This is a genomic window from Mahella australiensis 50-1 BON, from assembly GCF_000213255.1.
Taxonomy (GTDB): domain Bacteria; phylum Bacillota; class Clostridia; order Mahellales; family Mahellaceae; genus Mahella; species Mahella australiensis.
The window spans coordinates 2,441,294-2,453,236 of the sequence record NC_015520.1 but is presented as its reverse complement, the minus strand read 5'-3'; the positions used below and the strand labels follow the sequence as shown (position 1 = coordinate 2,453,236).

Annotated in this window: 11 protein-coding genes; all 11 read left to right on the top strand. The window is 41.3% G+C overall.

Features of this window, described 5'->3' with window-relative positions; all coding sequences use genetic code 11:
* The first annotated feature begins 91 nt into the window (after nt 1-91).
* The 11 genes from MAHAU_RS11460 to MAHAU_RS11410 all read left to right on the top strand — a co-directional run bounded on the left by MAHAU_RS11460 (nt 92) and on the right by MAHAU_RS11410 (nt 11,101).
* Nucleotides 92-757, top strand: coding sequence for a DUF2225 domain-containing protein (locus MAHAU_RS11460; RefSeq protein WP_013781895.1), 666 nt, complete (start codon nt 92-94; stop codon nt 755-757).
* A gap of 72 nt (nt 758-829) precedes the next feature.
* Nucleotides 830-1,831 carry a LacI family DNA-binding transcriptional regulator gene (locus MAHAU_RS11455; RefSeq protein ID WP_013781894.1) on the top strand — a complete coding sequence of 334 codons (1,002 nt, stop codon included), beginning with the start codon at nt 830-832 and terminating at the stop codon, nt 1,829-1,831.
* 29 nt (nt 1,832-1,860) lie between these two features.
* On the top strand, nt 1,861-3,399 hold the full coding sequence (locus tag MAHAU_RS11450) for a xylulokinase (protein WP_013781893.1): 1,539 nt from the start codon (nt 1,861-1,863) through the stop codon (nt 3,397-3,399).
* Complete coding sequence (locus MAHAU_RS11445) at nt 3,396-4,439, top strand: galactitol-1-phosphate 5-dehydrogenase (protein ID WP_013781892.1); 1,044 nt, start codon at nt 3,396-3,398, stop codon at nt 4,437-4,439. The genes MAHAU_RS11450 and MAHAU_RS11445 overlap by 4 nt, the downstream gene beginning before the upstream one ends.
* Before the next feature lie 44 nt (nt 4,440-4,483).
* Nucleotides 4,484-5,509, top strand: a complete 1,026-nt coding sequence (locus tag MAHAU_RS11440; RefSeq protein ID WP_013781891.1) for an aldo/keto reductase — start codon at nt 4,484-4,486, stop codon at nt 5,507-5,509.
* An 83-nt stretch (nt 5,510-5,592) separates the two neighbouring features.
* Nucleotides 5,593-5,925, top strand: coding sequence for a uroporphyrinogen decarboxylase family protein (locus MAHAU_RS11435; RefSeq protein ID WP_083809903.1), 333 nt, complete (start codon nt 5,593-5,595; stop codon nt 5,923-5,925).
* Between the two features lie 374 nt (nt 5,926-6,299).
* Nucleotides 6,300-6,809 (top strand): hypothetical protein, encoded by a 510-nt coding sequence (locus MAHAU_RS11430; protein WP_148258423.1) that lies wholly within the window; start codon nt 6,300-6,302, stop codon nt 6,807-6,809.
* Nucleotides 6,806-7,108 (top strand): hypothetical protein, encoded by a 303-nt coding sequence (locus MAHAU_RS11425; RefSeq protein WP_013781889.1) that lies wholly within the window; start codon nt 6,806-6,808, stop codon nt 7,106-7,108. The genes MAHAU_RS11430 and MAHAU_RS11425 overlap by 4 nt, the downstream gene beginning before the upstream one ends.
* Before the next feature lie 346 nt (nt 7,109-7,454).
* Nucleotides 7,455-8,909: an alpha-L-fucosidase gene (locus MAHAU_RS11420; RefSeq protein ID WP_013781888.1), complete on the top strand. Its 1,455-nt coding sequence runs from the start codon at nt 7,455-7,457 to the stop codon at nt 8,907-8,909.
* A gap of 337 nt (nt 8,910-9,246) precedes the next feature.
* Complete coding sequence (locus MAHAU_RS11415; RefSeq protein ID WP_216086239.1) at nt 9,247-10,146, top strand: ABC transporter permease; 900 nt, start codon at nt 9,247-9,249, stop codon at nt 10,144-10,146.
* Between the two features lie 19 nt (nt 10,147-10,165).
* Nucleotides 10,166-11,101, top strand: a complete 936-nt coding sequence (locus MAHAU_RS11410) for a carbohydrate ABC transporter permease (protein ID WP_013781886.1) — start codon at nt 10,166-10,168, stop codon at nt 11,099-11,101.
* The last annotated feature ends 842 nt before the right edge of the window (nt 11,102-11,943 follow it).

The following is an 11,943-nucleotide window of genomic DNA, read 5'->3' as shown; positions in this document are numbered from 1 at the left end:
TATCATAGTTGCATTGTGGCTGCAATGTGCCATTAAGTGAATTTGCCGCGCTGATTCATAAGGTGTATAATTAGCAATTGGGAGGGATTGAATGAATAGAGAGGCTTTATATACAAAGGAAATAAAATGCCCTGTGTGCGGCAAAAATTTTACTTCCACACGTGTCAGAACGTCGGCGATAAAAGTGGAAACGAGAGATAGCGATTTTTGCGTGCATTATAAAGGTGTCAATCCGATGTTTTATGACATTTATGTGTGCCCGCACTGCGGATATGCAGCTTCAGTCGACCGCTTCGACAAAATAGATGTTGAGGGAAAAAAGGCTGTGCTTCAGCATACGGCCCCAAGCTGGACATCGCGCGATTACGGTGGCGAGCGTACATTGGAGCAGGCGTTGGAGTGCTATAAATTGGCGCTTTTATGCGCTCAATTGAAGCACGATAAACCATCGGAATTAGCGGCCTTATGCCTGCGGATAGCCTGGCTGTATCGCTTCGGCCAGGATGAACAAGGAGAAAGGCGCTTTTTGCAGGCAGCACTGGATGAATATATCGCTGCTTATGAGCGTCAGATCGATAATAACGTAAATGAGATGAATTTACTCTATATTATAGGTGAATTATACCGACGTTTGGGCAATGCTGCGCAAGCGGTGCAATGGTTTAGCCGCGTTGTAAATCATAAAGACAGGGAGAACAATCCTCTGTTGATATCCATGGCCCGTGAAGGATGGCAATCCATAAAGGAGAAGAAATAGTATTTGACAATATAAGAAAAGATCTAGTATAATAATGATATAGATTGAATCGTTTCATCTAGGAGGGATGCAATGGCAGCGACTATAAAAGATGTGGCAGCATTAGCGCAGGTATCAGTAGGTACCGTTTCAAGGTACTTAAATGGTTATGAAGTCAGTGAGACAAATAAACGTAAGATAGACGAGGCCATAAGGCGTCTGGATTTTAAGCTCAATCCTGTGGCTCGGAGCCTTAAGACCAGTAAATCCATGACGGTGGCGGTGGTGGTGCCTGCGTTGGCTAATATATTCAGCATGAGTATTATAGAAGGTATAGAACGCCATTTGGATCAATATGGTTATAGCGTTATAGTGTGCGATAGCCAAAGCGATGTACAAAAAGAAAAATCTAAACTCCAATTCGTGAAGGACAAATATGTGGATGGCGTGGTGATAATGCCAACCGGCAGCGACGGTACTCATATAACCGAGGTATTGGGCGATGAGCTACCGGCTGTATTGATGGATCGTTTGGTAGAGGACGTTAAATTGGATGCTGTACTTGTGGATAATGTGAATGCCGTTTATCAAGCGGTGGAGCGCCTGATAACGCTAGGCCACAGGCGTATAGGCATGATAACCGGTCCAAAAGATATATATACCGCCAAAGAACGCCAGGAAGGTTATAGACGCGTGTTTGTTGATTATAATTTACCTATAGATGAGAACCTGATACGATACGGCGATTATACTGAGGATACGGGCTATAAGCTTATGAGTGAGTTTATGCGGTTGGATTGCCCGCCTACCGCAGTTTTTGTAGCCAATTATGAGATGACTATAGGAGCTATAATGGCCGTAAATGAGTTCGGCATACAAATACCTGATCAACTTTCCCTCATAGGATTTGATCAACTGGAGCTTTCTAAACTTATAAAGCCCTCGCTGTCAGTGGTTGTGCAGCCTATGGCTGAAATAGGTCAGAAAGCGGCAGAGATGCTTTATCAGCGTATGAGAGGAAACTGCGACAATTTTCCACAGGTGATACGCCTTAAAGCCCATTTCATTGAGGGGCAGTCGATAAAGAGGCTATGATAACTATTTTGTAATGTAGGGGAGCTTATATGAGGTCATATATTCTGGGCATAGATATAGGTACATCGGCCTGCAAAGTTGTGGTATTTGATATAAACGGTGACGTAGTGGCGTCTGCATTGTGCCCATATGATGTACATTATCCGCGGTCAGGTTGGGCCGAACAATATGCGGATGATTGGTGGCAAGCAGTATGCCATGCGTTGCAATGCATATGGGAACAGGGGAAGGTGCATCCGGCGGATGTGGTCGGTGTAGGTGTAGACGGACAGAGCTGGTCCGCTCTGCCTGTTTCATGTGACGGCAAAGCGTTGAGGCCGGTTATAATATGGTTTGACCGCAGGGCCCAGCAACAAGCTGAACGTATGGTCCAAGCCATTGGCATACAAAGGCTTATTGAAGTGAGCGGCAATCCGCCTGATCCTGCATATATAACGCCTAAGATGTTATGGCTAAAAGAAAATGAACCGGACATCTATAATGGGACTTATAAATTTTTGCAGAGCAATGGTTTTATAGTATATAAGTTAACCGGTCGCTTTACACAAGATAAATCGCAGGGTTATGGATTCCATTTTTTTAATATAGCAGATGGCGTTTATGATAAGGAGCTATGCCGGCAAATGGGTCTGGATATAGACAAAGTAGCTGACATATTGGAATGCTGTGATGTGGTTGGAAGCATAACCGATGAGGCTGCCAGAAGCACCGGCCTTTTAGTTGGTACACCTGTGGTGGCTGGAGGGTTGGATGCTGCCGCATCAACGCTGGGGGCCGGTGTCATATCGGTCGGTCAAACACAAGAACAAGGCGGTCAAGCCGGCGGAATGAGTATATATGTGGATAAACCTGTTATAGAGCCCCGCCTTATACTCGGCTATCACGTCGTACCTGATGCATGGCTGCTACAGGGCGGTACGGTAGGTGGCGGAGGTGCTCTCAGATGGTTTGTAGATCAATTCGGTTATGCCGAGGTCTGCAAAGCCAATAAAGAAGGCGTTAGCGTTTACGGCATCGTGGATAGGGAAGCGTCCTCTATAAAACCAGGCAGCGACGGCTTGATATTTCTGCCATATATGTCTGGTGAGCGCTCCCCGATATGGAATCCAAAGGCCAGGGGTGTATTTTTCGGCCTCTCGTATGATAAGACCAGAGCGCATGCGGCACGGGCCGTGATGGAAGGGTGCGCTTACTCACTGCGCCATAATATAGAAGTTGCCCAGCAAGCGGGAGCACATGTCGATGAATTGATAAGCGTAGGCGGAGCGGCTAAAAGCTCCTTGTGGACCCAGATAAAAGCCGATGTAACCCAAAAAAGGATACAGGTTCCTTATGCTGACGACGCTACAGCGTTAGGTGCCGCTATATTGGCCGGTGTTGGAATAGGCGCATATAAGGATTTCCATGAAGCCGTATCCAAGGCGGTGAGAATAAGAAAGTCATATGAGCCAAACGTTGATAATTTTTATATATATGATAAGCTTTATGCTGTATACAGAGAAATATACGATAACCTAGAACAAACCTATGATAGGCTTTATGAGGTTCAACAGGAGGGAATATTATGAAAGCAGCTGTTTTGCATGCCAAAAATGATATAAGATATGAAAACATAGATACGCCCATTATATTGCCAAATGAGGTTCTCATTGAAGTGAGAGCCACTGGTATATGCGGTTCTGACATACCTAGGGTGCTGGGCGATGCAGCTCACTATTACCCTATTGTGCTTGGGCATGAGTTCTCAGGGATAATAGCGGATGTGGGTGAGCAGGTAAGTGATGTTAAAAAAGGCGATAGGGTAACGGCAGCACCGCTTTTGCCGTGCCACGAATGCATAGATTGCCAGCTTGGTCATTTTTCGCAATGCAAGCATTATAAATTTATAGGTTCCAGTGTGTTCGGAAGCTGGGCACAGTATGTAAAAGTACCGGCTCGAAATATTATTAAGCTTCCGGATAATGTAAGCTTTGAAGAAGGGGCGTTCTTTGAACCTTCCACGGTAGCGTTACACGGCATCTTCAACGCTGATTTTCGCCCAGGGTTTGATGCAGCCGTGTTAGGTATCGGTACAATAGGTCAACTTGCGGTGCAGTGGTTGAGAATATTGGGAGCGGCACACATCACAGCCTTTGATGTAGATGAGGCTAAATTGGCCAAGTCTAAGGATATGGGGGCAGATGTATGTATAAATACATCTGAAGAGGGTTTTAAGGATGAAATAAGCAAGATAGTGGAGGATAGGGGTATAGATTATGTTTTTGAAACGGCTGGAGTTATGTTTACCCAAAAGCTAAGCCTTGATATAGTGGCCAGTAAAGGTACAGTGTGCTTTATAGGCACACCTACGGCAGATCTTATCCTTTCACCGCCGATTTTTGAGAAAATACTGCGCAAAGAATTAAAACTTACAGGCTCGTGGATGTCCTATTCAGCACCATTTCCAGGTAAAGAGTGGATGCTCACAGCCGATGCATTGATGCGAAGGGTTCTAAAGTGCGAAACTATGATACATAAGAAGTTTGCGTTGAGCGATGTAAACGATGCATTTGATTTGTATAGGAAACGTATACCGATGAGTGGAAAGGTATTATTAGTTAATGAATAATTGCCAATGCTTATAGAATATTGAGACTGGAGGAGAAGAGTTATATGATAAATGGAGCAAATGATATTATTGATCCCCAATTGGTACCGTATAGAATATTGCGTGGCGGCGACAAGATACCAGCGATAGGTATGGGAACATTTGGCTCGGATCGTTATACGGCAGAGCAGGTTGCTGCTGCTGTAAAAGGCGCCGCTGAGGTGGGTTTCAGACTTTTCGATTGCGCATCGGTATATGGAAACGAGAGCCTTATAGGCGATGCCTTTCAGGAAATTATGAGATCAGGCGTTAAGAGAGAAGAACTTTTTATAACATCAAAAGTATGGAACGATATGCATGGCAGAGGAGATGTGCTGCTTTCATGCGCTAAGTCCCTTAAAGATCTGAAACTGGATTATATTGATCTTTATTTCATTCATTGGCCGTTTCCGAACTTTCATCCCAAAGGAGCGCCACCGGATTATCGCGATCCTAGTGCCAGGCCATATATTCATGAAGAGTATATGGAGACATGGTATCAGATGGAAAGGTTAGTAAAGGCGGGTTATGTGAGACATATCGGTACCTCCAATATGACTGTATCCAAATTGAAACTGCTTTTACGGGATTGTACCATCATGCCTGCTGCCAATGAAATGGAATTACACCCTTGTTTCCAACAACCTGAGTTGTTTCAATTTTGTCTTGATCACGGTATACAACCTATAGGCTTTTGTCCGATAGGGTCACCTTCTCGTCCTGATCGCGACAGAACACCGGATGATGTAGTGGATATAGAAGACCCGGTTGTAGTTAGAATAGCGAAAGCACATGGCGTTCATCCGGCAATAATTTGTATCAAATGGGCAGTTCAGCGTGGGCAAATTCCGATCCCGTTCTCAATTCATCGAGACAAATATGTAAGCAATTTACGGTGTACAATAGAGGATCCACTTACTGAAGAAGAGATGGAAGAACTAGCAACGGTCGATAAAAATTGCCGTCTTATTAAAGGTCAGGTATTTTTATGGGAAGGTGCGAATGATTGGAGAGACCTTTGGGATGTTATAAACCCTACAATGAATCCATAAATTAAGACAATTAAAAGGTCGAATTTATGATAAAATGGAAGCATGAAAAAGACATATACAGCCAACTTTAACGCTAAAGTTTAATTCATCACTCATGTGGTTCTATATTCGATATTATACCGGATTTAATTGCTTTAGGCGTAGATGTGATACATCCTATCCAGGCCTTGACCAAAAACATGGAGCCTCGTAGACTAAAAGAAGCATTTGGAGATAAAGTGGCATTTTGTGGCGGAGCAGATGCGCAAAGGCTTTTGATCAGTGGCACGCCGCAGCAAATTAAGGCTAAGGCTAAGGTTTTGGAATTAAAAGAGATTTTTCCAACGGGATTAATCATCTCGCCTAGTCATGAAGCAATATTACCTGATGTTGATCCAGCAAATATAGAAGCGATATTTGATGCAATTAAAGAATAATGCTAACCTCTCATAGAGCTGATACAAAAGGAGGAACCTATGTGCTCTTTGGTAAATGGCTGTAGGCTCAGTGATAAAATAAGGATTTCAGTACGAGTTGTTCTATTTATATTTGTATTTCTACTTCAGCCAACCCCGTTGTAGCTGGAGATAAACCGCAAATTGAGATTGCCTATTTCTATATAGAGGCTTGCTCATCGTGCCAATCAAATCGGCAATTTATAGATGACTTTGAGAGTCATTTGCGTTCATTATATCCCCGGGCAGATGTGCTGGTCCGTAGATATAATGTATTTTATGAGCAAAGCCTTTATGTATATAAAAGTTATATCCAAGTTTACAGCGCTGAAAATATTATATTACCAGCAGTATTTGTGGGAGATACTTATCTTAGCGGTGATAGCGAAATCAAGCAAAAGCTGTTGCCGCTTATAGAGTCATATGTTAACGGTACTAGAGCGTATAAAGAGATTAAAGTAGGTATACTTGGCCAAGACAAGGTTATAGATAACGAAAAAGAAAGATTTGAGGCCTTTACGCCAGTAGGAATAGCATTGGCTGGATTGCTGGATGGATTCAATCTGTGCGCTGTTTCGATGCTACTGTTCTTTCTGTCAATATTGGTAATGAGCGGCCGCCAAAATAAAGAGCTTTTTCTGGTTGGTATGAGTTACATCATAGGTACTTTCATAGCATACTTTACTATAGGGATAGGATTATTTAAGGTAGGCGATATATTCAAAGATGCTAAAGCTGTTATGCTAGCCATATACGGTCTGACTATTGCCATGAGTATAATACTGGCGTTCTTTAGCTTTCGAGACTACATCAGTATCAAAGCTGTGGCTATAGTGATGTTTGCAGAATTATGGAGTATGATATGAAAGGGATAGTAACCTTTTTAGATAAAGATCGAATTAAAATCGATGAACGCTCTATTATAGAACTGGATTTTAAAGAAGAATGCATAATAGAGGAAAGTATAAAACTATTTAGAGATAATGATCCGTGCATAATCCACCGCACTTTTTGTGCCAATAAGATAGGCATGGATATATTAGATGAGGTGAACAGGCAATATAAAGGGCAGAAAGAGGTTTGTTTTACAGTAGAGGAATTGCCTGATTATATAGTCGATAAGATAAATTTATCTTCAACGGTGGAATACGTAGTTATACGGTGAACGCTAAATTCAAAATATTGTAAAACAATGTAAACGATGCAGTTCAATTTGTATAATAAACGTATACTGACAGCCCGAAAGATATTGTTAATTAGTAGATAAGCATAAAAATAAGCGAAAAAAGTAGTTACAAGTAGCTAAAGCGACTTAAACTAGCATAGTAAGCTGTAATGCTTAAAATAACGGAATTTCAGCACTTGATTATATTATGCCAAGAAATTATAATTATCTCATATTAAAACGTTTCATCGCATATTAAGGCGTTATTGTGTCAACGATACATTGTCAGGCAAATAAATGTTGTTAGTAAACTTAAATATGGACTTTCATAGGGGGTAAAATGATAATGGATTATCAAATAAAAGAAGGACCTTTTGAACCAACGCTGGAGTCTCTACGGCAATTCGAATGCCCGGAATGGTTCAAAAATGCCAAATTGGGAATTTGGTCTCATTGGGGAGCACAATCGGTTCCGATGTACGGCGATTGGTATGCTCGACATATCTACTGCGAAGGCTCAGACCAATATCGCTACCATCTACGTCACTATGGTCATCCATCTAAATTTGGCTATAAAGATCTGGTACAATTATGGAAAGCTGAAAACTTCGACCCAGAAAGCTTGATGGATCTTTATGTGGATGCTGGTGCAAAGTATTTTGTTGCTCAAGCTATGCATCATGATCATTTCTTCAATTATGCTTCTAAAATCCATCGCTGGAACTCGGTAAACATGGGGCCTCATAAGGACATTGTAGGAATGTGGGAAAAGGCTGCCGTAAAGCGACATTTGCCGTTTGGCATCACTGAACATCTTGGGGCTACATTCAGTTGGTATAGTGTCAATAAGGGTTGTGATAAAGAAGGACCTTATGCTGGTGTAGCTTATGATGGTAGTGATCCTACGTATGAGGATTTATACCTCCCCAATCATGAACATTATGATCCTAATAAACTTAACAAAGTTGACCCTTGGTATACTCAGAATCCTTGGTGGCATCAAAGATGGTTTAACGTTATCAAAGAAGTAATCGATTTATATCAACCTGATTTGTTATATTCAGATGGCCCGCTGCCTTTTGGTGATAATGCATATGAAGCTGGTCTTAATGCGGTAGCTCATTTGTATAATACCAGTGCAGCTAACCATAATGGTATAAATCAGGCTGTATATAATCAGAAAGATAGGCGTAAAGAAATCTATACTGTCGGCATATTGGATATCGAGCGGAGCCAGGAGCCGGATATAAAGCCCGAGCCATGGCAGACGGATACATGTGTGGGCAATTGGTTTTACGATGTACGTGCAATATACAAAAAACCTGGCCATATTATAGAAATGCTCGTAGATATCGTTTCAAAGAATGGGAATTTATTGTTGAATATCCCGCAGAGACCAGATGGTACATTAGATGATGAATGTGTGTACATACTCAAAGAATTGGCTAAATGGAATAAAGTATGCGCTGAAGGTATATATGGTACACATCCCTTCCGAGTTTCAGGTGAAGGTTATTCAAAGGTAGCCATAAGTGGATTCAAAGAGGATGAAGTTTCATGGACAAGTTCGGATTTCCGTTTCACTCAAAAAGGCAATATACTATATGCGTTTCAAATGCGTTGGCCTGAAAATAACAGAGCGGTTATCAAGTCACTTATGCCAAATGAGAAAGTAAAATCCGTAAGGCTTTTGGGTGTAGGTGAGGTTTCTTTTGAACAGCCCTTTGGTACACTGGTGGTAAACTTACCGGATAATAAGCCCACGGAATATGTCAATTGCCTTGCTATTGAATTGGGTTGATAATAGGACTTATGCCAAAATCTGTGGACCTTGAAAATTTAACATTACAGGATTTACGCCAAAGTCCGCGGAATCTTCTATTAAGCCCATAAAGGTTGAAGTTAAGATACGATGGGTATGATGAGCAAAAGTATAACAATAATGCATGTGTGCCGGGAGAGGTATGCGGGGAACCGTACGTACAGTTTCGTGAGGGGCATTAGGCAATCCTTTGCGATATTAGAATATTTTGAAAGGAGGGTCGAGGCTGCCTACTCGACAAAAGGTCATGAGCTATTCTCAAGGAGATCTAGCTGAATCGAAGAATGTGAATGTTATTCGGAAAAAGGGGAAAAGGATGTCTTTCGTTACATTATCAAAGCAGTGGCAACTTTATTTGATGGTTTCATTACCCATAGTGTACATTTTAATATTTTGTTATGTCCCTATGGGTGGTATAATAATTGCTTTTAAAGACTTCTCTATGCGAAGAGGTATATGGGGAAGCGAGTGGGTAGGACTAAAGTATTTCCACCAGTTTTTAGCTACACCGCTTTTTTCTCAATTGTTGAGCAATACAATTCTATTAAGTTTATATAGTTTAGTTGCAGGATTTTTTATGCCTATTATATTAGCTTTGGCATTGAATGAGGTCCAAAATGTGTTCTTCAAGAAAACCGTACAGATGGTGACATATTTTCCATATTTTATTTCTACCGTTGTAATGGTTGGTATAGTATTACAAATATTGAGTCCTCAGGGAGGACTTGTGAATAATGTAATTGAATTGTTAGGGGGAGAGCGAGTAAATTTCATGGGTGAACCTAAACTATGGCGGCATATTTATGTATGGTCTGGTGTTTGGCAAAATACCGGTTATAGTGCAATAATTTATATTGCAGCACTATCGGGGGTTGATTCTGAGCAGATAGAAGCAGCAGTAATAGATGGAGTATCACGTATTCAACGTGTATGGTATATAGATTTGCCAGCAATAGCACCAACAGCGACCATTATGTTGATTCTGGGAATTGGCGGCATCATGAATGTTGGCTTTGAAAAAGTTTATCTAATGCAAAATCCTCTTAATCTAGATGTTTCGGAAGTCATATCGACATTTGTTTATAAGAAAGGTTTAATAAATTACCAATACTCCTATGCAACAGCGGTAGGCTTATTTAATTCGGTAGTTAATTTTATATTAATACTAGGTGCTAATACCATGGCACGCCATATAGGCGAGACGAGTTTATGGTAGGTTAGAGAGGTGTTATTGGATGTATGATAATGCGGTTGTAAACGAAGACTTGAGCAAAAGACCTAATAAAGTTTATTATTATAAGAGTTTTAGTGATAAAATATATATGATGTTGGTTTGTACAATATTATGGATAGCATTAATTGTTGTAGCTATTCCTCTCATTTTTGTTCTAGCTTCTTCTTTTAGTTCTGCTGAAGCTATAGCTGCTGGGCGCGTATTTCTATGGCCAGTTGGGTTTAATGTTGAGGGTTATAAGATGATCTTTAGGACATCGGCCATTATGATAGGATACCGTAATTCTATAATTTATACGGTGTTAGGCACAGTAATAAATATAATCATGACACTTTTAGCTGCTTATCCATTATCTCGTAAAGATTTTCAAGCACGTTCTTTCGTTACTGTATTGTTTTCTATCACAATGTTTTTTAGCGGTGGAATGATCCCAACATATTTATTAATAAAGAGTTTAAATATGCTGGATACTATGTGGGCTATGGTTATCCCGAATGCTATGGGAGTTTGGAATGTGATTATTACTCGTACTTATATTCAATCAAATATTCCTATGGAACTCTATGAGTGTGCTTCTCTGGAAGGTTGCGGAGATTTTTACTACTTGTTTAAGATCGTTATACCATTGGCGAAACCAATTATAGCTGTTATGGCCCTCTTATATGGTATAGGTCATTGGAATAGTTATTTCGATGCTTTACTGTATCTTAAGTCTCAAAGTTTATTTCCTTTACAATTAGTTCTTAGAGACATACTTGTGCTTAATATGGGATTGGGTTCACCTAGTGATGTTAAAAGGCAGCAGGAATTATTGTATTTTAGCTATCTTCTTAGATATTCCACGATTGTTGTTGCTAGTGTACCGGTAATGTTGGCCTATCCCTTTGTGCAAAAATATTTTATTAAAGGTATTATGATTGGTGCATTAAAAGGATGAGGTTGAATTTGCAGTAGCGTATTTAATTCAGCCACTAACGCATTGGCGTTGTGTATAAATATTGATAACAGGATTTACGCAAAAGTCCTCTGTACCTTGAAAATCTAATATTTTAAGCAGCAAAGTTTTCAAAGATGGTTGTTCTGATGCTATCTTTACCTATAACTTTATGTATAAATTCGTCTCTGCTGATGGAAATATATACTGTAAATCCTTAGCGTGCGCTGGTTCGGCGCTGAGTATATAGTCCGGTGGAATACTGGGCCCGGTAAAGTCTGGCCAACAGCCGGTACTCACTTCTGGAGCCAAAGCCGCGAGGCGAGGCTTAAGCGTGAAGATGGAGAGCAAGCGAGCCGCAATGCGAAAGCGTGAAGAGATTCAGCCTCGTTAGATGTTTATGTTGAAGCTGATGTCGTGCTATGTACAGCAGGCAGCAATCCGCAAACGTTAATGGTGAGGATGCGGAGGTTCAACCGGGGTCGTAGAGCGTGGCGAGCTTGTAAGGTAGATTCACAGCGTACCCGAGAGGTCTCATGAGTTCCTGAAAGGGTATGGGAGGTAAGAGCTTCGAAAGAAGCGGAGCCAAACAAATGACACATGAGAAGTCGGACTGACTCATAGTAGTGATGAAACACATGAAAGTGTGCGGAGCGAAGTGGTCAGCTTTCGCCACATCGCTGCAAAGGGGAACACAACTGATGCGCAAGAGGCATATAAGCTGCGGAAACGACACGATGCAGAAGCAAGCGCAATCCTAACATTGCGAAGCAGAGGGGTAGAAGAGCCGTATGCGGGAAAACCGCACATACGGTTCTGCGAGGGGCGGGCGGCGTAACAGCGCT